This window comes from Dechloromonas hortensis, assembly GCF_009469765.1.
Classification (GTDB): Bacteria; Pseudomonadota; Gammaproteobacteria; order Burkholderiales; family Rhodocyclaceae; genus Azonexus; species Azonexus hortensis.
This window is the reverse complement of record NZ_SSSQ01000003.1, coordinates 314,361-333,803: the sequence shown is the minus strand read 5'-3', so window position 1 is coordinate 333,803 and position 19,443 is coordinate 314,361. Positions and strand designations below refer to the sequence as shown.

20 protein-coding genes are annotated in these 19,443 nt (G+C 63.6%); 4 read left to right on the top strand and 16 right to left on the bottom strand.

Annotated features, from left to right (window positions below):
- Positions 1 to 9 precede the first annotated feature (9 nt).
- On the bottom strand, positions 10 to 900 hold the full coding sequence (locus GH663_RS08050; RefSeq protein WP_153131119.1) for a radical SAM protein: 891 nt from the start codon (positions 898 to 900) through the stop codon (positions 10 to 12).
- A 2-nt stretch (positions 901 to 902) separates the two neighbouring features.
- The gene (locus GH663_RS08045) at positions 903 to 1,328 is read right to left on the bottom strand and encodes an acyl-CoA thioesterase (RefSeq protein ID WP_153131118.1); all 426 of its coding nucleotides are present in this window, start codon (positions 1,326 to 1,328) and stop codon (positions 903 to 905) included.
- 117 nt (positions 1,329 to 1,445) lie between these two features.
- Here GH663_RS08045 and GH663_RS08040 point away from each other — a divergent pair, with 117 nt between their 5' ends.
- Positions 1,446 to 1,811 carry a YajD family HNH nuclease gene (locus tag GH663_RS08040; protein WP_153131117.1) on the top strand — a complete coding sequence of 122 codons (366 nt, stop codon included), beginning with the start codon at positions 1,446 to 1,448 and terminating at the stop codon, positions 1,809 to 1,811.
- Between the two features lie 8 nt (positions 1,812 to 1,819).
- On the top strand, positions 1,820 to 2,233 hold the full coding sequence (locus tag GH663_RS08035; RefSeq protein ID WP_153131116.1) for a secondary thiamine-phosphate synthase enzyme YjbQ: 414 nt from the start codon (positions 1,820 to 1,822) through the stop codon (positions 2,231 to 2,233).
- A 9-nt stretch (positions 2,234 to 2,242) separates the two neighbouring features.
- On the opposite strand, the gene GH663_RS08030 is transcribed toward GH663_RS08035, so the two are convergent.
- The 7 genes from GH663_RS08030 to GH663_RS08000 all read right to left on the bottom strand — a co-directional run bounded on the left by GH663_RS08030 (position 2,243) and on the right by GH663_RS08000 (position 9,337).
- Positions 2,243 to 2,968, bottom strand: a complete 726-nt coding sequence (locus GH663_RS08030; RefSeq protein WP_170291371.1) for a DUF4198 domain-containing protein — start codon at positions 2,966 to 2,968, stop codon at positions 2,243 to 2,245.
- A 29-nt stretch (positions 2,969 to 2,997) separates the two neighbouring features.
- Positions 2,998 to 5,400: a TonB-dependent siderophore receptor gene (locus GH663_RS08025; protein WP_153131114.1), complete on the bottom strand. Its 2,403-nt coding sequence runs from the start codon at positions 5,398 to 5,400 to the stop codon at positions 2,998 to 3,000.
- An 85-nt stretch (positions 5,401 to 5,485) separates the two neighbouring features.
- Entirely contained in the window at positions 5,486 to 6,490 is a 1,005-nt protein-coding gene (locus tag GH663_RS08020) for a FecR domain-containing protein (protein ID WP_170291370.1), read from the bottom strand.
- Positions 6,483 to 7,001 (bottom strand): sigma-70 family RNA polymerase sigma factor, encoded by a 519-nt coding sequence (locus tag GH663_RS08015; RefSeq protein ID WP_153131112.1) that lies wholly within the window; start codon positions 6,999 to 7,001, stop codon positions 6,483 to 6,485. The genes GH663_RS08020 and GH663_RS08015 overlap by 8 nt, the downstream gene beginning before the upstream one ends.
- 209 nt (positions 7,002 to 7,210) lie before the next feature.
- On the bottom strand, positions 7,211 to 7,684 hold the full coding sequence (locus GH663_RS08010) for a universal stress protein (RefSeq protein ID WP_170291369.1): 474 nt from the start codon (positions 7,682 to 7,684) through the stop codon (positions 7,211 to 7,213).
- Positions 7,685 to 7,703: 19 nt separating this feature from the next.
- Positions 7,704 to 8,075, bottom strand: coding sequence for a hypothetical protein (locus tag GH663_RS08005; protein WP_153131110.1), 372 nt, complete (start codon positions 8,073 to 8,075; stop codon positions 7,704 to 7,706).
- A complete protein-coding gene (locus GH663_RS08000) occupies positions 8,075 to 9,337 on the bottom strand; it encodes a putative Na+/H+ antiporter (protein WP_153131109.1) in 1,263 nt (420 codons plus the stop codon). The genes GH663_RS08005 and GH663_RS08000 overlap by 1 nt, the downstream gene beginning before the upstream one ends.
- A 163-nt stretch (positions 9,338 to 9,500) precedes the next feature.
- Here GH663_RS08000 and GH663_RS07995 point away from each other — a divergent pair, with 163 nt between their 5' ends.
- Positions 9,501 to 11,063 (top strand): ATP-binding protein, encoded by a 1,563-nt coding sequence (locus GH663_RS07995; protein ID WP_211371090.1) that lies wholly within the window; start codon positions 9,501 to 9,503, stop codon positions 11,061 to 11,063.
- The gene (locus tag GH663_RS07990; RefSeq protein WP_153131107.1) at positions 11,056 to 11,667 is read left to right on the top strand and encodes a response regulator transcription factor; all 612 of its coding nucleotides are present in this window, start codon (positions 11,056 to 11,058) and stop codon (positions 11,665 to 11,667) included. The genes GH663_RS07995 and GH663_RS07990 overlap by 8 nt, the downstream gene beginning before the upstream one ends.
- 25 nt (positions 11,668 to 11,692) lie before the next feature.
- Here GH663_RS07990 and GH663_RS07985 read toward each other — a convergent pair whose 3' ends face one another.
- From GH663_RS07985 to ccoG, 7 genes are all read right to left on the bottom strand, one after another.
- On the bottom strand, positions 11,693 to 13,012 hold the full coding sequence (locus tag GH663_RS07985) for a hypothetical protein (protein ID WP_153131106.1): 1,320 nt from the start codon (positions 13,010 to 13,012) through the stop codon (positions 11,693 to 11,695).
- A 251-nt stretch (positions 13,013 to 13,263) separates the two neighbouring features.
- On the bottom strand, positions 13,264 to 14,139 hold the full coding sequence (yghU, locus tag GH663_RS07980; RefSeq protein WP_153131105.1) for a glutathione-dependent disulfide-bond oxidoreductase: 876 nt from the start codon (positions 14,137 to 14,139) through the stop codon (positions 13,264 to 13,266).
- Positions 14,140 to 14,173: 34 nt separating this feature from the next.
- Positions 14,174 to 15,370, bottom strand: a complete 1,197-nt coding sequence (locus tag GH663_RS07975) for an RtcB family protein (RefSeq protein ID WP_153131104.1) — start codon at positions 15,368 to 15,370, stop codon at positions 14,174 to 14,176.
- Between the two features lie 113 nt (positions 15,371 to 15,483).
- A complete protein-coding gene (locus tag GH663_RS07970) occupies positions 15,484 to 16,527 on the bottom strand; it encodes a zinc ribbon domain-containing protein (protein ID WP_153131103.1) in 1,044 nt (347 codons plus the stop codon).
- Entirely contained in the window at positions 16,524 to 17,447 is a 924-nt protein-coding gene (locus GH663_RS07965; RefSeq protein ID WP_153131102.1) for a DUF808 domain-containing protein, read from the bottom strand. Before GH663_RS07965 ends, GH663_RS07970 begins: the two co-directional genes overlap by 4 nt.
- A 93-nt stretch (positions 17,448 to 17,540) precedes the next feature.
- Positions 17,541 to 17,771, bottom strand: a complete 231-nt coding sequence (locus tag GH663_RS07960; RefSeq protein ID WP_153131101.1) for a hypothetical protein — start codon at positions 17,769 to 17,771, stop codon at positions 17,541 to 17,543.
- Positions 17,772 to 17,849: 78 nt separating this feature from the next.
- Positions 17,850 to 19,241 carry a cytochrome c oxidase accessory protein CcoG gene (ccoG, locus tag GH663_RS07955; RefSeq protein WP_153131100.1) on the bottom strand — a complete coding sequence of 464 codons (1,392 nt, stop codon included), beginning with the start codon at positions 19,239 to 19,241 and terminating at the stop codon, positions 17,850 to 17,852.
- Between the last annotated feature and the right edge of the window lie 202 nt (positions 19,242 to 19,443).

The window sequence follows — 19,443 nt, the reverse complement described above, 5'->3', positions numbered from 1 at the left end:
CCAAGGGCGCTACAGCCCCCGCGCCCAGGCCGGGCGCAAGCCGGCCGACTCAGGCGCAGTAATCGCCTGGCGAACCTCACCCAGCAAACGCGCCTTATCCGCCCCTAGCGTGCCTTTCAGGACCAGCCAGTTGGAAGCGTGATCGCTGCGAAAAACGGTGCGTTTGAGTTCCAGCCCGCTCAGCAGGCGCTCGGTTTCGACGAACAGCTCGTGCTGACTCAGCGGCTCCCAGCCGGGAAAACCGGCCCGCAAGCGCTGTTCGCCCTGTGGAAAACTGACTACCAGCGTCGCCAGGTATTCCGGCTGCGTTGCATTGATCAGGCGTGCCGAGTTGTCGGCATGCTGCGCGCTGAGTGCCTTGCCGCCCAGGCCGTTGAGGATCATCACCGAGCGCGTTATGCCGGCCTGCCCCAGCTTGTCGAGCGACTCGCGCGTCGTTTCGTAGCTTTCCCCCTTGTTGACCGCCGCCAGTACCTGATCGTCGCCCGACTCGGCACCGACATAGACCATCTTCAGGCCGGCCGCGGCCAACTCGTCGATTTCCTGCTGCGATTTCTTGCGCAGGTTGCGCGGCAGGCAGTACGAGGAAATCCGCCGCACCGCAGGCAGGTACGTGCGGATCGCTTCGAGGATGCTCAGCAGGCGCCGCGTCGGCAGGACCAGCGCATCGCCATCGGCGAGAAAGACCCGGCGCACCTGATCGCCGTAGCGCAGGCCGGTCAGGCGAATGCTTTCCAGCACCTCGTCTTCCTCCCGGGCGCGGAATTTCTTCTGCGGCGCGGTGTACATCTCGCAAAAAGTGCACTGGTTCCACGAACAGCCGTCGGTGACCGGCAGGATCAGCGATTCCGCCTCGCTGGGCGGCCGGAAGACCGGCTCGACGTAGCGGATCGGGATCATGCTCAGGCGCTCACCTTGGCGATGAAGGCCGACGGCACCAGGGCCGCCTTGCGGGCGGTGTAGTCGAAGAACATGATGCCGTGCTTGCCACGCGCCACTTCGCGGCCGCTGGCCAGGTCGCTGAGGCGCCAGACGAGATCGCAGCCGTACTTGTTGAAATCGTCAGCGGCCATTTCGACGCGCAGCGTCTCGCCGTGGAAGGCTTCGGAACGATACTGCGCCGCGACATCGGCGACGACGATGCCGACGCCTTCGACATCCAGTTCGCTATAGCCGAGGGACTTGAAGAAGCGCACCCGCGCCTCGGAAACCAGTGAGATCAGCGCCGCATTGTCGAGGTGATGGCCGTAGTTGATATGGCCGATGTAGATGGGAATTTCGGTCGAGAAACTGAAACGCTCAGGCAAATCGATCTTGATGCGGGGCATGTTGTCTTATCTGAAAATGGGCAAAACCCGATTCTAAGGGCTGCGCCCGCCCGTCACCAGCACCGGGCGCGCCGGCCGGCGCGTTAGAATCCACCCCAGCCCTATGGAGACAACCGCATGAAAGCCATCGACCACAGCCGCCTCGACCAGGTCGTCCGCGATGCCCGCAAGGCCGCCGACAGCCGCGCCGAGGGTTACCGCGAGCGTGCCCTGAAAATCTACCCGTGGATCTGCGGCCGCTGCGCCCGCGAATTCACCACCGCCAACCTGCGCGAACTGACGGTGCACCACCGCGACCACAACCACGACAACAATCCGAACGACGGCAGCAACTGGGAACTGCTCTGCATCTACTGCCATGACAACGAGCACCAGAAGCAGATCGAAGCCGACCGCGGCTACACCGACAGCTCGCAACGTGGCGGCGGCGCGACGCACAACCCGTTCGCCGCGCTGCAAGGCATGCTGAAAAAGAAGGACTGAGCCGGGCCATGGCCGAACAGTATCGCCTGTCGATCACCACGCGCGGCCGTGGTTCGACCGAGATCACCGGCGAAATCGCCACGCTGGTGGCCAGTGCTGCGGTCGACGTCGGGATTGCCCACATTTTCGTCCGCCATACCAGTTGCAGCCTGGCGATCACCGAAAATGCCGACCCGACGGTCCGCCGCGACCTGGAAACCCTGCTCCAGCGCTGGGCGCCGGACGGCGACCCGGCCTACCGCCACGACCTCGAAGGCGACGACGACATGGCGGCCCACGCCCGTTCGCTGCTGACTGGCGTTTCACTGAGCGTGCCCTTCGCCGACGGCCGCCTGCTGCTCGGCACCTGGCAGGGCATCTACCTGTTCGAACACCGGACGCAGAGCCACCGGCGGGAAATCGTCCTTACCCTGCTCGGCTGAGTTCGGCCATCACTCCGGTAGCCGCGGCACGATAAAGGAGAGAGTCGTCGAATGGACGACGCGCTCGGTCGTGCATTCGGCCTGACATGCCTCGGCATGGCTCGCCTGGATCACATTCAAGCCGTTGCTGGCCAGCGTCACGACGACCAGACCGTCGGCATCGGTGCGCAGTGGCGCCGCCTGATCATCATTGATGAAGTCGCCGATCACCTTGGCATTGGCCAGTGGCTGCCCGCGCAGCAGCAGGCGGACCGGCAGGCTGTCGCCCTTGCGCAAGGCCAGGGTATCCTTCAGCGGCACGATTTCCAGCGGCAGGCCGAGCGCCAGCGCCGGCTTGTCCGACGAGGCCAGCACGGCGCTCGCATAACGTAGCAGGCGCCAGGTCCGCCGTATTTCCCCGGCCCCCGCCGCCTGCCCGTCGGCCAGCCAACGGCCATCCATCATCTCGCGCCATGCGCCGGCATCGAAACGCAAGGCCAGCCGGGCCACCGGCTCTTCGGGAACGAACAACCACTGCCCAGCCCGTATTTCGCTATGCCAGCGGGCCGCTTGCCCCTGCTCCCGCCAGGCCTCGACCCGCTGGATGGCTACCGGGTCATAAGCCTCGTCCTCGGCCCCTTCGCCATAGACCGCCGCCCATTGTCCGGCCCGCTGGGCCACCCAGAGGCCATGCGCCTGGACGCTACCGGCCAGCATGGCGAGTGCGAGGGTCATTACTGCGTAGTGAAATTTCATTGCGTGCATCCTTCTGCCGATTACGCCATTTAGAAATCGACCGTCGCCGACATTTGCAGGGTACGCGGCGTACCGATGGCCAGCGTGCTCCAGGTCGATACGCCGGCCCAATATTCCTTGTCCAGCGCATTGCGCAGGTTGGCCCGCCAGACGACGCTCTTGCCAAGCAGGCTGGTCCGATAGCGCGCGCCGAGATCGAGCGTCGTCCAGGCCGGCAATTGCCGGCTGTTGCTCTGGTCGACATACTGTTTGCCGCTGTGCAGCACGCTGCCGCTGACGGTCAGGCCGCTCAGCACCGGCACATCCCATTCGGCATTGAAGCTGGCCTGCACGCCGGGCACGCCGACCGCCGTATTGCCTTGGGTTGCCGCGCTATTGGTCTGGGTCAGCTTGGCGTCGATCCAGGTGATGCCGCTATAGAGACGGACCCCGTCGCCCACCGCCCCGAAAGCCGAAAGCTCGATGCCGCGATTGCGCTGCTCGCCGTCGACGGCATAGACGTTGTTGCTCAATTGCCCGCTCGGCCGAGTGATCTGGAAGGCGCTCAGCATGGTCATCAGGCGGCCGTGATCGACTTTGACCCCGACTTCATGCTGCTTCGTCTTGTACGGCGCAAAGACCTCGCCGGCGTTGAGTGCCGTCATCGGGGCGCTATCGCCCTTGGCCAGACCTTCGATGTAGTTGCCGTACAGCGAAACATGGTTCAGCGGCTTGAAGACCACCCCCAGCATCGGCGTCACCGCACTCTTGTCGTAGCTGCTGCTGACGGCGCCGCTGGCGGCATAGTTTTCCGAATTGACGTTCTGCTGGCGCAGACCCAGGATCACCTGCAGCCGTTCGTCAAAGGCCGACACGGTATCGGACAGTGCGACGCCACTTAGCGTGTTGGCTGACTGCTTGAGCACGCTGCCCGGCAAGGCGACATCCTGCGCCGGGCGGTCGATCGGGGTGTAGAGATTCGACGTGTAAGTCCGCCCATTCACCGTTCCCCGCCCTAGGCTATCCTCGTAACGGCTGAACTGTAGGGTTACCCGATGCTTCAGCGCCCCCGTTTCAAAGCGCCCGCGCAAGCCGCCTTCGAGCGAACTGCGCTGCACGTCGAAAATCGCCGCCACCGGCAAAACACTGGTATTGCCGCTGCTGCTGGTGATTGACGGCGTATTGAACAGGCGCTCGACATCGGTCTGCGCCGTGCCGAAACTGCCGAACACCGACAGCTGCTCGGTCGCCTCGTATTCAAGACGCAACAGCGCCGACTGCTCGTCGCTGCGCGAGTATTCCCAAGACTGCGTGGTGTTGCGCCGGCCATCCGGCGCCTCGGGCACCGCCACGCCGTTGTTCAGCCACAAGCGACGGGAGGGGGCATCGATATTCTCCCGCTGATCGATCAGATCCAGCGTCGCCTTCAGCTTCTCGCCCTGGTAATCGAGCGCCAGGGCGCCCAGGCTGCTCCGTCTCGACTGATTGTCGAGTGCCGTATCGCCGTTCTGGTAGGCGCCGTTGAAGCGGACGCCAAACTGACGTTCCGGCCCGAAGCGGCGGGCGACATCGACATGCCCGCCGAGTTGTCCATCGCTCAGGTAGTCGCCGCGGACCTGCGTCAGATCGGTGCCGGCCCGCTTCGGCACGACATTGATCGTGCCGCCGCCGGCGCCGTTCGGCGACATGCCGTAAATCATCGCCGCCGGCCCCTTGAGGACTTCGATCCGCTCGGCGTAATCGGCCATCACGCGATAGTTCGGCCCGACGCCATAGAGCCCGTCAAAGGCGATCTCCCCGGTGTTGTTGTCGCCGACCGCAAAGCCGCGGATAAAAAAGGCATCGGCATTGTCGGCGCCCATGCCGCTGCTGCGTACCGACGGGTCCAGGCGCACCATATCGGCCACCGTCGTCGCCTGGGCATCCTGGATGCTCTGGGCGGTAAAGGCAGTGACACTGAAGGGCGAATCCATCGTATCGACATTACCCAGCATGCCCAGCCGCCCGCCCCGCGCCATCTGGCCGCCGGCATAGGCCTTGGGCAGCTCGCCCGGCTGCATGGCTGCCGTCACGGTGAGTGGCGACAAGGTGGCCTCGGCCTCGCTACGCGGCCGGACGCGCAATTCGCCACCGACCACCACCCCGTCCAGGCCGCTGCCGGCCAGGGCCTGTTCGATGGCCGACTGGGCGCTCATGCTGCCGGCGATGGCCGGCGCATTTTTACCGGCGAGCAGCGCCGCATTGACACTCAGTTGCCAACCGGCCTGGCTGGCAATGCGGGTCAGCGTCGTCGACAGTGGGCCGGCCGGAATATCGAAGGCCTGTGCCGGGCGGGCAGCCTGGGCCAGTGCCGACTGCGGCGCAAAACCGAGGCCGAGCGCCGGCCCGACCAGAAGAGCGGCGCGGACAGCCAGCACCAGCGTGTGTTGGGAAAGCAGATGAAGATCCGGCATGAGAGAGAAGCCTCCAGAGAATGAATGTGTTGTTTCACCTGGTATGCCGAAGACGCCCCGAAAAGGGGAACTGCCGTTCAAGAAATTATTTGGCGATCAGCCGCAAGTGGTCGTGCCCCGCCCTTTCGACCTGCAGCGGCAGGCTGCCTTCGAGGGCGGCGAGGATGAGCGGCAAGTCGCGTTCCGGATTGCCGATGCGGTAGACGCCGACCAGCCGCAGCTGGCTGACGCGCGACTCCACCTCCAGCTTCACGGTCGTATAGCGGCCGAGTTCGGCGAGGAAATCGGCCAGCGGCACGTTGTCGGCAATCAGCAAGCCTTTCGTCCAGCCCTCGCGAGCCGCTGCGGCGGAACCATGGCCGGCGGCCTGCCGGGTCGTCAGTCGGCCGCTTTCGCCGGTCTCGACAATAACCGTGCGATCGCCATCCACCGGCGCCAGACGCACTGCGCCGGCAAAGACATCGACCTCGGTCTGGCCGCCCACGCTGCGCACCGAAAAGCGCGTCCCGAGTGCCGTGACCCGGCCATGCACGGTGTCCACGACCAGCGGGCGAGGCACACTCCTGCGGTCGACACCTGAATCAAGCAATATTTCGCCATCGTAGAGGACGATACGGCGCAGTTCGTCGTTGTAATCGACCTTGACCCGGGTCGCCGTGTTCAGGCTCAACTGGCTGCCATCGTCGAGTTCGAGCTGGCGGGTTTCGCCAACCGCGGTCCGCAAGTCGGCAGTCAGTGCCGCCAGCACCTGCCACTGTGCCGGGCGCGGCAAGGCGGCCCCAAGCACGGCGAGGCCGCCCAGCGCCATGGCGCCAACGCCGAGCAGGCGCAGCGCCTGCCGGCGCGATTTACAGCTCAATTCGCGTCGTGCCTCCAGCAGCGCTTGTCGGGAGCATACCGGAGGCGCATTGGCCCGCAGCCGGGAAAACGGCTGGGCAATCATCTCGACCCGTGCCCAGGCCTGGGCGTGCTCGGGGGCGGCAGCCAGCCACTCGTGCCAGCGTTGCCGCTCGGCTTCGTCGGCTGTTTCGTCACCCAGTCGGGCAAACCATTCGGCGGCGGCGGCCAGGGCGGCATTTTCCTTATTCATCGGCATCGCCGGCATTCAGCATCAGGCAATTCAGCATGGCCTCGGCCATGTATTTTTTGATCATCCGCTCGCCGACACTGAGGCGTTCGCCGATCTCCCGGTAAGTCAGGCCGTCGAGTTGCGACAGCAAGAAGGCTTCGCGGACGCGCGGCTTCAGGCGGTCGAGCATGGCATCGACCTGCATCAGCGCCTCCAGGGCCAGCGCCTTTTCTTCCGGCGACGGCGCGAACGGCTCGGGCTGGCTGCTCAGGGCATCCAGCCAGGCCCGCTCCAGCGTCTGACGACGCCAGAAATCGACCAGCAGGCCGCGGGCAACCGTGGTCAGATAGGCCCGCGGCTCACCGAGCGGCTTGGTCTCCCGCCGTCCAAGCAAACGCAGAAAGGTATCGTGGGCGAGATCCGCCGCCCGCTCGCCACAACCGGTCTGGCGGCGCAACCAGCCATGCAGCCAGCCATGATGCGCGCGATAGATGTCGCCAATACATTCGCCGGATGCGGCCGCGAGGTCCATGGAAAGCTCCTGAGAGGTAACTCTTCGGCTGGCTATCCGCGCTGCGGTTTGGCTGGCTCAGTTGATAATCGTTCTCATTATCCGGAACAATCGGGGAGTGGTCAATTGGCAGGCAAAGAGCGGCGGCTATGATGGTGGCCAGGCGCCGCAGGCAAAAAAACAGGCGGTTGCCCGCCTGAAAACTCTCCTCCACGAGAAAAGCGCGGCCCTCAGGCTTCGGGCGAGCCGTCAGCCAGCACCAGGGTCAGCGGCACCGTGCCGTGGCGCTGGCGCAGGCGGCGACCAAGTCCGGCCGGGAACAGGCCGAGGCAATAGGTGCTCGGTACGACGATGGCCGAGCAATTGAGTTCTTCGGCCACATCGATGATGCCGGCGACGGCTTCGGCTTGGCGGAAATAGCGCTGACTGGGAATACCGGCATCGCGCAAGGTGTTGGCCGCGGCCTCGAGAAAGATGGCCGCGCGTTCCTGGAAATACTGGCTGACTTCGGCCTCGGTGTAAAAGCGCAGCACTTCCCAGTTACGTACCGGTTCGGCGATATGGAGCAGGCAGACCTCGACGGCAACGCCGGCCCGGGCGCACTCGATGGCATAGCGCAGGCTCCACGCCGACTCGGCACTGGCATCGATCGGGATCAACAGTTTGAGCCCACTGCCGGGGGCAACGGAATGCAGATTTTTCATGATCGACAGATCTCCCATGTCACTCCCCTTCCCTGGCGGAATCCGCCGTCAGCCCGCTACGCTGCCGGATGGCCTGATCCAGACCCCGGCGCATCCGGCGGAAAAAAAATGGCCCGACCACAAGCAGCAGCAAGGGCAAGGAAAGCAGCAACTGAGTCAGGAAAACCATGCCTGGCGCAGCCTCTACCCGCGCCGCCGGCTGCAATAGCCAGGTCACCAGAACGACACCGGCAAGCATGCCGAGGCGCTCGAAACGGTCGAATTCCAGCCCGCTTATCCGCGCCAGCAGTTCCGGCCACTCCCGCACCGGCCACAGCCGCAATTGTGGAAAGACCTGCCCAAGCAGCCATTGCAGGCAAGGCGAACGCAGGATCGGGCTGGCGCCGGTCATTACAGGGCGAGGAAGGCAAAGATGGCGACGCAGGTTGGCGGCAAGGCGGCCAGAAAGAGGCCGAGTGGGCTGACCGACTGTTCGTCGAAACTCGATTTGAGAATGGAGAGGCCGGCCGGATTCGGCGCATTGGCGATGATCGTCAAGCCGCCGCCGGTCACCGCACCGGCCACGATGGCGTACTTGAATTCCGGCGAGACGCCGTCGACCAGCGAAGCCAGGTAGGTCAGCGCGGCGTTGTCGGTGACAGCCGTCAAGGCGGTGGCGAGGAAATAGAGTACGGTCGGTTCGACGCCGGTCAGGGCGCTTTGCAGCCACCAGCGCTGCAGGCCGCCGAGAACCACCAGGCCGGCCAGGAAGAAGGCGACCAGCAAGCCTTCGCGCAGGATCAGGCGATCCTGGTACTGCTTGTAGGCTTCGGTATACCCCAGGAAAAAGAGGAAAAAGCCCATGAAGACGACCGGATGGTGGGCAAAGAATACGACCCCGACGAGAAATAGCAGGTGGACGCCGGCCACGGTACGCGACATGCTGGCCGGCGCCCCGTCGGCCTGTCCCTTGGCGGCAATTTCATGGCGGAAGAACCAAGTCAGCACGGCGGCATTGACGAATACGGCGAAGGCCGCTTTCCAACCGAAATGGGAGAGCATGTACAGGCTGTCCCACTGCCACTTGCCTGCCACCATCAACACCGGCGGTGCGGCAAAATTGGTCAGCGTGCCGCCGATCGAAATATTGACGAAAAGCAGGCCGAGGGTGGCGTACTTCAGGCGATTGGAAAGCTGCTGCTGGAAATAGCGGTCGCGCAGCATCAGCGCGGCCAGCGTCATCGCGGCTGGTTCGGTAATGAAGGAGCCAAGTAGCGGCACTACCGACAGGCAAAGGAAATAGACCGCCACCACGCGCTGCATGGGGATCATGCTGGCGATAAACTGGACCAGCGCGATGATGGTGTTCAGGATCGGGCGGCTGGCGGCGATCACCATGATCACGAAGACGAACATCGGCTCGGTGAAATTGCGTGCTTCCAGGTAGTTGACCGCAGCATCCTTACCGGACAGCCAGAACAGCGTGGCGATCAGGATGAAGGCCCAGAAACCGAAGACCACTTCGACCTCGGCCAGCAGGTGCCAGAGACCGGCATGGCGCGGCTGGACATGGGCCAGATGGGCGAAGAACTTGGTCGAAAAGGTGTGCAGCACCGCCAGTGCAAAAATGACGGCAGCGATGATTTCCGGCGTTGAGGCAGCAATGTTGGACATGATTTCGGGTCGAAGCGATATGCGCTCCAATATAGCCATCGGCCGCCTTTGCGATAATTCGGGAGTCGCTTAGCGCTTCCCCCTACGGGATTCCCTTATTACCGCCCTACGTCGTCTCGGTCACAATGCAGGCACCACCTTTCCGGCCATGCGCCCTCCCGGTTTGAACCCCCTTCTGCTGTATCTCGGCTTTGCCGGCCTTTACATCGCCCTCGATGTCGCCAGCTTCATCGATCCGCTGCACGGGCTGAACATCACGCCCTGGAATCCGGCCCCGGCCCTCGGGCTGGTCTTTCTGCTACGCCTGGGAAAATCGGCCTGGCTACCGTTGACCGCAACGCTGCTGCTCAGCGAATGGCTGATCCGCGGCCTGCCGCAAGCCTGGTGGACGAGTCTCGGGGCGACGCTGATCCTGGCTGCTGGCTACATCGCACTGGGCGAACTGCTGCGCCGCCGGCTGCCGCCGGCCACTCTGCTCGACGACCGCACCGCGCTGTTCAACTGGATAGTCCCGATCGCCGGCGGCACCCTGTTGATCAGTCTCGTCTACCTGAGCAGCCTGAGCCTGCTCGGGCTGTTGCCGGCGAGCGGCTGGAAAACCGGCGTCCTGCATTTCTGGGTCGGCGACGGCGTCGGCATTGCGGTCGCCATGCCCCTCTTCTGGTGGCTGAGCAGCGAACGCGGCCGCATTTTGCTGAAAGCCGCCGCCTGGCGCTGGGAAACGCTGGGCTATGCGCTGCTCAGCCTGGCCGCCTTGTGGCTGGCCTTCGACGTCGGCGATGACAACCGCTCCAAGCTGTTCTATCTGCTCTTCCTGCCCATCGTCTGGGCTTCCGCCCGCCAGGGCATGGCCGGCGCTATCATCTCCGCCTCGCTGCTGCAGGCCGAGGTGATCGCCGTCGTCCAGGCGCTCGACTACAGCGCGGTGACGGTCGCCGAAATGCAAATGCTGTCGCTGGCGATGGCCCTGATCGGCTTTTTCATCGGCAGCGTGGTCGATGAACAACGGCGTACCAGCGACGAACTGAAACAGACGCTGCGCCTCGCCGCAGCTGGCGAAATGGCCGGTGCCATGGCGCACGAGCTGAACCAGCCGCTGACGGCACTGGCCGCCTACGCCGCCGCCTGCGAAAAACTGCTCGAGCGCGGCGAATCGGGCGAGCGCCTGAATGCGGCGATCCAGGGCATGCTGCTCGAATCGGGCCGCACCGGCGAAGTCGTCCGCCGCCTGCGCGACTTTTTCCGGACCGGCGCCACCAAGCTGGAAGCGCTGCCGCTGGCCGAGATCATCACTCAGGCCAGCCGCCCCTACCAGGACAAGGCCGTCCAACGCGGCGTCGAATTCACGCTCGGCCCCATTCCCGACGCCACCTTGCTGGCCGACCGCCTGCAACTTGAAGTGGTGCTCCGGAATCTGCTGGCCAATGCTTTCGATGCCGTCGCCGCCAGCGAACTGGAACGGCACAAGGTCGCACTGCGGGCGGAAGTGCTGCATGGCAACCGGGTCTCGATCGAGGTCGAGGATTCCGGTGCCGGCCTTTCCGCCAAGGAGGCGGCCTTGCTCTTCGAACCTTTCCAGTCCTCGAAATCAAGCGGCCTCGGCCTCGGCCTGGTGATCAGCCGGGCCATCGTCGAAACCCATGGCGGCACGCTGTGGGGAGAAGTCGCCACGCACGGCATCTTCAAAATCATTCTGCCGCTTCAGGAGAGCCCCTCGCATGCATGAGCCACTCAGTGTTTTTATCGTCGATGACGATGCTTCCGTCCGCGACGCCCTGAGCTTGCTGCTCGGCATCCACGACTACCGGGTCGCCGTCTTTGCCGATGCCGAAAGTTTCCTCAAGGCCTACAAAAAGGAATGGCGCGGCTGCCTGCTGCTCGACATCCGGATGCCCGGCATGGATGGCCTGTCGCTGCAGAAGCACCTGGCCGAGTTGGGCAGCGAACTGCCAGTCATCGTGATGACCGGTCACGGTGACGTCGCGTCGGCCCGCGAAGCCTTCCGGGCCCTGGCCATCGATTTTCTCGAAAAGCCGCTCGACCACAAAAAGCTGCTGGCCGGCCTGGCCGAGGCGTTCAGCCGCCAACAGGTCAGCCTGGTCGCCAAAATGAATCAGGACCAGACGCAGCGCCTGCTTGGCAACCTGACCCCGCGCGAGCGGGAGATCATGGAAAAGGTGGTCAACGGCCAGCACAACCGGGAAATCGCCGCCGAACTCGGCATCAGCCCGCGCACGGTGGAGGTGCACAAGGCGCGGATGATGGACAAGCTCGGTGTCGGCAACGTGGCCGACCTGGTTCGCCTGCAACTGCACGCGACCCGGGGTTAAGCCGGGAGCAGCCCGGCCTTGCCGGCTAACTGCTCTTTTCCAGTCGTTCCGGCGCGCGCGCCTGCAGCACCGGCAAGACTGGCGCCGGGATATCCGTCACCAGCAGCTTCGGATTGGTCTGCGGCGTCGGCATGATGAAATCGCTCATGCGGGATGCCGCGATCACTGCCGCGTAAGCCGGATCGACAAGATTCCGCTGAATCAGATCGAGCGGGCTGTTCAGCAGATTTTGCAGGGTCTGCGCCGCAATCGACGCCCGACGCTCGGCGTCAGCGACATCGGCAATCACCGGGGCGGCGCCTGGCGTGCCGATCTGGCCGGCGAGCGCGGCCGGATTACCGAGCGGCACGGCCTGCCCATCGAGCGGCGAAATGATGCCCGGTGGGGGCGTGCCTGTAGCGGAACGATCGGTCGCGCTCACCGACGCTGGATTCGTCGGCGAAATTCCGCTGTCGCGCACCAGGGTGGCCGCTGTGGCATCCGGCCCGAGCAGCCCGGCGGTCAGCGCGCCTTGCAGCACGGCCGGCTCCGACAATATCGTCGCCGTATCGAGGCCTGCGGCCGCCAGATCAAGATCGCTCAACTGGATGGCGTTCAAAACGCTATCGGCCGTCAATGCCTGCAATAAATCAGTGCCGACCGCGGCGCTCTGGGCGGTTGAATTGGTATTCAGCCCCAACAGCGTACTCAGATCAACGGGTTGGGCCGGGGAGCCGCCCAATTGCGTCAGATCGACTTGGGCCAGCGCGGCACCGACCGCCTGTTGTTCAAACCCCGTCAGTTGCTCCAGCAAAGACTGGCTTGCCTGATTGAGCAAGGCCTGCGTCCCTGCCGGATCGCTGGCGATGGCGGCATTCAGCACGTTCGGGTCGATCTGTAGACTGAGTGTCCCGGCCGTACCGGCAGGCTTCGCCGCCAGCAGTTGAATACCGATGCCCTGCAGACTGGCCAGACTGGCGCTGTCGGTACTCAGGTTATTGCTCGCCAACTGGTTCAGGCTCGCCGCAAACTGATCGACCAGCGAGCTATCGGCAAAGCCAGGCAACAAGGTTTGCAAACTGGCAACATTACTTTGCAGGCTATTGAACGTGTCGACCAGGCTCTGTGCCGCGGCAAAGACGCTCGCCGGGCTACTGTCGTCCGGTGCTGCCTGCTCGGCTTGCAGCCGCTCCCGGGCCGCCGATACGCTGGACAGCAAGAAACCGGCATCCGAAATATCGACAATGCTGGACGCGCTGTCGAACGCGGCCTGAACCGGCGGCGAGCTTGCCGTGAGCAACGACGTACGCACCACCGGCGGAACGGCGGAAAGAGCAATCGGCTGAATCGAGAGAGAACTGCTCATCGCAAAACCACCCGGCTTGATTGGCAATCAGCCAAGCATCCGGTCTCGCACCACGATATCTGCCAGAAAATCGGGACTGGCTGAAAAGTGCCGGTTTTTTGCTGTCTACCGTAGGCTTAAGGGCTGCGTGGCATCAATGCCGTGGCTCGACATCGAAAACTCGACGCCTCGCCGCGACAACTGTTTGGTAGACAATGCCAAGGAATCGCTGGTTCTATCGGTGCCTGCCTATTTGTCGCAACCGGCAAACCTCATGACCGGGCCTGGAGTTTGTCTTGCGTCCGGAGTTCGAAGTCTGTCGCATCGTGGCGCTCGTGCAGTTGGCTCTCCAGCGGCCCGTTCACCCGGTTGACCATGCGGCCTCGTTGCACGGCCGGGCGCTGGCCGATTTCATCCGCCCAACGAATCACGTGGGGGTACTCATTGACCTGCAAAAACTCCCCCGCCTCGTATAGCTGACCTTTGGCCAAAAGCCCGTACCACGGCCAGATGGCCATGTCGGCGATGGTGTACTCGTCACCGCCGACATAGGGGCTTTCGCCCAGCCGCCGGTTGAGCACATCCATCTGGCGTTTGACCTCCATCGCATAGCGGTCAATTGCGTATTCGATTTTGGTCGGCGCATAGGAATAGAAATGGCCGAAACCACCACCCAGAAAAGGCGTACTGCCCATCTGCCAGAACAGCCACGACAGGCATTCGGCGCGGCGGGCCGGATCGCCCGGCACAAAGGCGCCAAACTTCTCGGCCAGATAGAGAAGGATCGATCCCGACTCGAACACCCTGACCGGTTGCGGACCACTGCAGTCCAGTAGCGCCGGAATCTTGGAATTGGGGTTCACCTCGACAAAGCCGCTACCGAACTGATCACCCTCGTTGATCCGGATCAGCCAGGCATCGTATTCAGCGCCGGGCAACCCAAGTGCCAGCAGCTCCTCCAGCATCACCGTCACCTTGACGCCATTGGGTGTCGCCAGCGAATACAGTTGTAGCGGGTGCTTGCCACGGGGCAGCGCCTGCTCATGGGTGGCCCCGGCGATGGGCCGGTTGATGTTCGCGAACTGGCCGCCGTTCGCCTTGTCCCAGACCCAGACCTTGGGGGGGAGATAACTGTTGGAGTCGGACATGAATGCCTCTCTGGATGATTTCTGAAATGCGAACCTAGCCCTTGACGCAGACCACCTGCTTCAGGGTGTGCAGCACCTCGGTCAGGTCGCTCTGGTTGGCCATCACTTGGTCGATGTCCTTGTAGGCGCCGGGAATCTCGTCGATGACGCCCTTGTCCTTGCGGCAGATGACGCCGGCCGTCTGCTTGAGCAGGTCGGCTTCACTGAAGGTCTTGGTGGCCGCCGTCCGGCTCATCCGGCGGCCGGCGCCGTGGGCGCTGGAGTCGAAACTTTCCGGGTTGCCCTTGCCGCGCACGATGTAGCTGCGCGCGCCCATGCTGCCGGGAATGATGCCGAGATCGCCGGCCCGGGCCCGGATCGCCCCCTTGCGGGTGACCCAGACATCAGCCCCGTAGTGATGTTCGCGCGCTACGTAGTTGTGGTGGCAATTAACCACTTCGCTGGTCACCGAGAAGGCCGGCAGATGCCGCTGCAGGCCGGCCAGCACCAGATCCATCATGCACTGGCGGTTGGTGTAGGCGTATTCCTGCGCCCAATGCACGGCTTCGACATAGTCGGCAAAATAGGCGCTGCCTTCCCGAAAATAGGCCAGGTCGCGGTCGGCTAGCTGGATTTGCTGGCGCTCCATGTCGCGCCGCGCCAGTTCGATGAAGTAGCTGGCCAGCGCGTTGCCGATGCCCCGGCTGCCGGAGTGCAGCATCACCCAGAGCTGGTCGGTTTCATCCAGGCAGACTTCGATGAAGTGATTGCCGCCGCCCAGGGTGCCGAGCTGATTGACCCATTTCGAGGACTTGCCGAAGCTTTTCAACAATTGCGGGTGCTGCCGCATCATCTGCTTCAGCTTGGCCTCGAAAGGTCGCGCGGCCAGCGTCAAGGCTTGGGCATCCTCGTGCTGTGCCTTGCCGACCGGCACGTCGCGGCTGATCTGCGTGAAAATCTTTTTCAGCGCCTTCTCGCTCAATTGATTGGCGCCGATCGACAGCCGGCAGGCGACCATGCCGCAACCGATATCGACGCCGACCGCGGCCGGCACGATGGCCCGGTCGGTGGCGATCACCGAACCGATGGTCGCCCCGATGCCGAGATGAACGTCCGGCATCGCCGCGACATGGTGATGGATGAACGGCAGGCTGGCGATATTGGCCAGTTGTTGCCTCGACTTGTCGTCGACGTCATCGGTCCAGATCTTGACGGGTACCGGGCAGTTGGCGAGGGTTTGGCAGATTGGCATGGTCCGGAAACATTAGCACGGCCCGGTACCGCCCTCAAAAATTGAGGCCTGCGGTCGACTGCCTGTTTCGGGCAATTTTCGAAGCGCCCTGCCCGGCGCCCCGCCGCCAACAATCAGCTAATCGCCCGAGCCGCCGCGCCGCAGGCATGGCAGAAGCGGGCGAAGGCACTCTTCCGCTCATTACACTGGCCGCAATGGTCGAACAGGCAGATGCCGCAATGCGGGCAATAATCGATCGCCGTATTGGCCAGGTCGACCGGTCGTTCGCAACCGGGGCAGACCTTTTTGGCCAGCCGGGCTAGCGCCGTGTCGTAGCTCAGTTCCTTGCGCCGCTCGACGTCGGGCAGGCTCTCGGCCTGCTTCTGCTTCTCCAGGTAGCGGTTCAGCGAAACAATGGCCTGCCGCCCGACCAGCACGGTAATCACGATGCCGACGACGTAGCGGACATAGCCGCCGTAGCTTGGCAGGTAAGGCACCAGTTCGACGAAGAAGGCGAACAGCGCGAAGTAGATGAAGCCCCAGACGAACGGCCAGTAGGTGCTCTTGCGCTTCTTGGCGAACAGCCAGCCGGCAATGCCGAGCAACGGCAGGGTCAGCGTCAGGCGGTAGAGAAAGACCCGCAGTTCCTGGCTGCGCTGCCCGGTCGCCAGCTGCTCGGCGGCGGCTTGCTCCAGCTCGCGCAACTGGCGCTGCGCCCTCGCCTCGGCCTGCTGGGCATCGAGCAGGATCTGCTGTTGTGCCTCGACCTCGCTCAACGCCTTGCGCTCGGCCGCCTTCAGGGCATCGAGTTGCTGCGTGCGGGCGATCAGTTCCGGGTCCTGCTCGGCGCGCTGGGTGACGTGCCGGGTGGCCAGCCAGTTGTTGAAGGTGTCACGGGCACTCGCTGAATTGGCACGCGCCGCATTGTGGCCGAGGCGCGCCTGCTCCAGCTTGTCCTGCGCTTCCTGGCGGGTTTTCTGGGTCTGCTTGATAGCACCGCGCGCCTGCTCGGCCTGCGGCTGGTCGATGAAATCTTCCTGCGTGTAGTGATGCTCGACTTTGGGCAGGTTCTCGACGATCGTCCCACCCAGGCCAATCAGAAAACTGGCAAAGACGAAGGCGACGATCCACAGACCGAAGCGGAACCATTTTTCGGAAAGACGCAGCGCCTTGCTCATGCTTGCTCCTTTTTGAAGAGGCCGGCCACGCCGCTGCCGGCTTTGACGACGAACAAGGCCAGCGCGCCGCCGATGACGCCGACCACGATATCGAGCAACAGCGACAGCACACCGCCGAACAGGCCGGCCGCCTCGGCCAGCCCTTCGATACCGTGATGTACCGGCGGCAGGCCGTGGCTGAGGATGCTGCCGCCGACCATGAACATGGCGATGGTACCGATCACCGTCAGTGCCTTCATCAGCTTCGGCGCGGCCAGCACCAGGCCTTTACCAAGGCCGCGGGCCAGTCCATTGCTCTTTTTCAGCAGGTAGAAGCCGAGGTCGTCGAGCTTGACGATGCCGGCGACGATGCCATAAACGCCAACCGTCATCAGCAGGCCGATCCCGGCCAGCACGCTGACCTGGGTCATAAACGGCTGGCTGGCGACGGTACCGAGCGCGATGACGATGATCTCGGCCGAAAGCACGAAGTCGGTACGGATGGCGCCCTTGATCTTGTCGGCCTCGAAGACTGCCAGATCGACCGTCTCGTCAAGCAGCGCAGTCAGTTCCTCGGCATGGTGCGCCGCATCTTCGGCGGCGCTGTGCAGCCATTTGTGGGCCAGCTTTTCGACGCCCTCGAAGCAGAGATAGAAGCCGCCGAGCATCAACAGCGGCATCACTGCCCACGGAATAAAAGCACTGATCGCCAGCGCCGCCGGCACCAGGATCACCTTGTTCTTCAGCGAACCAACCGCCACTGCCCAGACCACCGGCAGTTCGCGCTCGGCTCGTACGCCGGAGACCTGTTCGGCATTGAGGGCCAGATCGTCGCCCAGCACCCCGGCCGTTTTCTTGGCTGCGACCTTGGTCAGCAGCGCGACATCGTCGAGGACGCTGGCAATATCATCGATCAGGACAAGCAGGCTGGCTCCGGCCATCGGAAACTTTCGTTGTTCTTGGTGGCCGCGATTTTACCGGCACAATCGCCCCGGCGCTCATGACAACCGCCTGAACAGGCCGGCACTGGGCCACTAGGCAGCGAAAGTCAGCTTCAGCGAATCGATCAGTTCATGCAGCGCGGCACGCAGATGGACCTCGCTGCAGCCCATCAGCACGCCGTCTTCCAGCGCGTCGAGCGCCAGTTGCTGCAGCTCGCGAAAGTTTTCGTTGAGCACCTTGATCTTCTCGGTGCAGGCAATCGGGCTGCCGTCCGGCGCCTGCCAAACCGGCAGCGCGGCGTCCTCGGGGTTGGTCAAAGCCATGTTGCGTTCGTTCCTGTGTTTCGAAAACCGGCGGCAAGTCTCGCATTCCCTGCCCCGGCGCGCAATCGGCCAGCCCGTTCAGGGCAGGATGAAGCTGCTTTTCTCGACCTGACCGCTCGCCGGGTCCTGGCGGGCGACAATCCGGAACTCGATCGGCTGGATACCGCGCAAGCCGCTGTCGGCCGGCGCCGAAACGGTCAACTGGACCGGCCGGATGCTGCCGGACTCGGCGGCAAACTCGCGCGGCCCGACAATCTCCAGCCCGGGCAAGCCGTGCACCTCGACAGCAAAGTCGCGCGGCGCTTCGGCCAGATTCATCAGGTTCAGCGTATAGGCGTTTTCGATGCGCCCCTCGGCCGTCTCACGCAGCAAGGCACCCCGGTCGCGCTGCACGTTTACCAGCAGCAAGGAGCGTTGGCTTGCGGTCAACGTGCCGAAAATGGCAAAAACCACCAGCAGCACCGTATAGACGACGACCCGCGGCCGCTCGCGCCAGCCCTGCGGCTGCGGGCGCCCGATCAGTTCCCGTTCCGACGCGAAGCGAATCAGCCCCGTCGGCGCGCCGATCCGGGTCATCACCTCATCGCAGGCATCGACGCACAGGCCGCAATTGATGCACTGGTATTGCAGACCGTCGCGAATGTCGATGCCGGTCGGGCAGACTTCGACGCAGATGTTGCAGTCGATACAGTCACCGGTCTTCCCCGCCTGTTGGCGGCGGTTGCGCGGCTCGCCGCGACCGGCGTCGTAACTGACCGTGCGCGTCGTGTCGTCGAACATGACGCCCTGGAAACGGGAGTACGGGCACATGTGCTGGCAGACCGCCTCGCGGGCCAGACCGGCCATGGCATAAGTGAAAATGCAGTAGAAGATCAGCCAGAAGCCTTCCCACGGGCCAACCTCCCAGCCGGGCAAGGCGGCCAGCACGTCGCGCACCGGCGTGAAATAGCCGACGAAGGTGATCGCCGTCCATGCCGCGATCAGGAACCACAGGCCGTGCTTGGTGGTGCGCAACAGTAGCTTGCGCGCCGTCCACGGGCTTTGGTCGAGGCGCAGGCGGGCCAAGTGGTCGCCTTCGACCTGGGCTTCGACCCAGCTGAAAATCATCGTGTAAATCGTCTGCGGGCAGGCGAAGCCGCAAAATACCCGGCCGGCCAGCGCCGTCGCCAGAAACAGCGCGGTGGCGGCAATGATCAGCAGGTAGGCGAGCAGCAAGGCGTCCTGCGGCCAGAGAACGAGGCCGAACAGGTAGAACTTTTCGTGCGCGATGTCGAAGAGCACGGCTTGCCGGCTCAGCCCGTCGCTCTCCCAGTTCAGCCAGCAGGTGCCGTAAAAAATGATCTGGGTGAACCAGACCATCGCCCAGCGCAGCGTGTTGAAACGCCCGCTGCTTGCCTTGGCGTGAATTTTCCCGCGCTTGCGATAAAGCTCCAGTTTTGCTTCCCGAACCTTGCTGACAGGCCTGCTCATTTCGATCTTCTCCTGACGACGATTTCGGGGAGAACGACTCCCCGATCAACCGGCAGCCGAGTAGAACATCGGGCGCAAAATAGAAACAGTTTCAGTTAATTCGATTTTTCATAGGAACAGATGAAAAATAAACTGCCGAAAAAACTGTTCAGATCGAAAACTTTGATCCCTGTGCCTATTTTTTTTGCAGGAAAGGCGAACA

Bases quoted from the DNA above. Each gene is read 5' to 3' on its own strand.
- GH663_RS08030 (WP_170291371.1), bottom strand. From the start codon at position 2,968: ATGAAATTTCACTACGCAGTAATGACCCTCGCACTCGCCATGCTGGCC.
- GH663_RS08005 (WP_153131110.1), bottom strand. From the start codon at position 8,075: ATGACCGGCGCCAGCCCGATCCTGCGTTCGCCTTGCCTGCAATGGCTG.
- GH663_RS08050 (WP_153131119.1), bottom strand. From the start codon at position 900: ATGATCCCGATCCGCTACGTCGAGCCGGTCTTCCGGCCGCCCAGCGAG.
- GH663_RS07965 (WP_153131102.1), bottom strand. From the start codon at position 17,447: ATGGCCGGAGCCAGCCTGCTTGTCCTGATCGATGATATTGCCAGCGTC.
- GH663_RS08010 (WP_170291369.1), bottom strand. From the start codon at position 7,684: ATGAAAAATCTGCATTCCGTTGCCCCCGGCAGTGGGCTCAAACTGTTG.
- GH663_RS08015 (WP_153131112.1), bottom strand. From the start codon at position 7,001: ATGGACCTCGCGGCCGCATCCGGCGAATGTATTGGCGACATCTATCGC.
- GH663_RS08025 (WP_153131114.1), bottom strand. From the start codon at position 5,400: ATGCCGGATCTTCATCTGCTTTCCCAACACACGCTGGTGCTGGCTGTC.
- GH663_RS07985 (WP_153131106.1), bottom strand. From the start codon at position 13,012: ATGAGCAGTTCTCTCTCGATTCAGCCGATTGCTCTTTCCGCCGTTCCG.
- GH663_RS08040 (WP_153131117.1), top strand. From the start codon at position 1,446: ATGAAAGCCATCGACCACAGCCGCCTCGACCAGGTCGTCCGCGATGCC.
- GH663_RS08035 (WP_153131116.1), top strand. From the start codon at position 1,820: ATGGCCGAACAGTATCGCCTGTCGATCACCACGCGCGGCCGTGGTTCG.
- GH663_RS07960 (WP_153131101.1), bottom strand. From the start codon at position 17,771: ATGGCTTTGACCAACCCCGAGGACGCCGCGCTGCCGGTTTGGCAGGCG.
- GH663_RS07970 (WP_153131103.1), bottom strand. From the start codon at position 16,527: ATGAGCAAGGCGCTGCGTCTTTCCGAAAAATGGTTCCGCTTCGGTCTG.
- GH663_RS08045 (WP_153131118.1), bottom strand. From the start codon at position 1,328: ATGCCCCGCATCAAGATCGATTTGCCTGAGCGTTTCAGTTTCTCGACC.
- GH663_RS08000 (WP_153131109.1), bottom strand. From the start codon at position 9,337: ATGTCCAACATTGCTGCCTCAACGCCGGAAATCATCGCTGCCGTCATT.
- ccoG (WP_153131100.1), bottom strand. From the start codon at position 19,241: ATGAGCAGGCCTGTCAGCAAGGTTCGGGAAGCAAAACTGGAGCTTTAT.
- GH663_RS07975 (WP_153131104.1), bottom strand. From the start codon at position 15,370: ATGCCAATCTGCCAAACCCTCGCCAACTGCCCGGTACCCGTCAAGATC.
- yghU (WP_153131105.1), bottom strand. From the start codon at position 14,139: ATGTCCGACTCCAACAGTTATCTCCCCCCCAAGGTCTGGGTCTGGGAC.
- GH663_RS08020 (WP_170291370.1), bottom strand. From the start codon at position 6,490: ATGAATAAGGAAAATGCCGCCCTGGCCGCCGCCGCCGAATGGTTTGCC.
- GH663_RS07990 (WP_153131107.1), top strand. From the start codon at position 11,056: ATGCATGAGCCACTCAGTGTTTTTATCGTCGATGACGATGCTTCCGTC.